Annotated in this window: 1 rRNA gene; it reads left to right on the top strand. The window is 52.6% G+C overall.

Annotation, left to right across the window (positions count from 1 at the left end):
- Nucleotides 1-1,408, top strand: a 23S ribosomal RNA gene (locus tag R0J87_RS18235); the annotation flags it as partial.

Here is a 1,408-nt window from a genome sequence, read left to right on the forward strand (position 1 = left end):
TCTGAATGGGGAAACCCACTCATCATAAGATGAGTATCTTACGCTGAATATATAGGCGTAAGAGGCGAACCAGGGGAACTGAAACATCTAAGTACCCTGAGGAAAAGAAATCAACCGAGATTCCCCTAGTAGCGGCGAGCGAACGGGGACCAGCCCTTAAGCATGCAACTGATTAGACGAACGTGCTGGGAAGCACGGCCGTAGCGGGTGATAGCCCCGTAGTCGAAAATCTGCGTATGTGAAATCGAGTAGGTCGGGGCACGAGAAACCTTGACTGAAGACGGGGGGACCATCCTCCAAGGCTAAATACTCCTGACTGACCGATAGTGAACCAGTACCGTGAGGGAAAGGCGAAAAGAACCCCGGAGAGGGGAGTGAAATAGATCCTGAAACCGTGTGCGTACAAGCAGTAGGAGCAGACTTGTTCTGTGACTGCGTACCTTTTGTATAATGGGTCAGCGACTTATATTCAGTGGCGAGGTTAACCGTATAGGGGAGCCGTAGGGAAACCGAGTCTTAACTGGGCGACACAGTCGCTGGATATAGACCCGAAACCGAGCGATCTATCCATGAGCAGGGTGAAGGTTGAGTAACATCAACTGGAGGCCCGAACCAGGATCTGTTGAAAAAGATTTGGATGACTTGTGGATCGGAGTGAAAGGCTAATCAAGCTCGGAGATAGCTGGTTCTCCTCGAAAGCTATTTAGGTAGCGCCTCACGTATTACCGCCGGGGGTAGAGCACTGTTTCGGCTAGGGGGTCATCCCGACTTACCAACCCGAGGCAAACTCCGAATACCGGTGAGTATGAGCGTGGGAGACACACGGCGGGTGCTAACGTCCGTCGTGAAAAGGGAAACAACCCAGACCGTCAGCTAAGGTCCCCAAATCCTGGTTAAGTGGGAAACGATGTGGGAAGGCTCAGACAGCTAGGAGGTTGGCTTAGAAGCAGCCATCCTTTAAAGAAAGCGTAATAGCTCACTAGTCGAGTCGGCCTGCGCGGAAGATGTAACGGGGCTAAACCAGGTACCGAAGCTACGGGTTCATCCTATGGATGAGCGGTAGAGGAGCGTCGTGTAAGCCGATGAAGGTGGATTGAGAAGTCTGCTGGAGGTATCACGAGTGCGAATGCTGACATGAGTAACGATAAAGGGAGTGAAAAACTCCCTCGCCGGAAGACCAAGGGTTTCTGTTCGACGCTAATCGGAGCAGAGTGAGTCGGCCCCTAAGGCGAGGCCGAAAGGCGTAGTCGATGGGAAACGGGTCAATATTCCCGTACCGGACATGATTGCGATGGGGGGACGGAGAAGGCTAGGTGAGCCAGGCGTTGGTTGTCCTGGTGAAAGTGAGTAGGCTGGCATCTTAGGTAAATCCGGGATGCTTTAAGGCCGAGACACGAAACGAACGGAC

This window comes from Halomonas sp. SIMBA_159, from assembly GCF_046536035.1.
Lineage (GTDB): Bacteria > Pseudomonadota > Gammaproteobacteria > Pseudomonadales > Halomonadaceae > Vreelandella > Vreelandella venusta_A.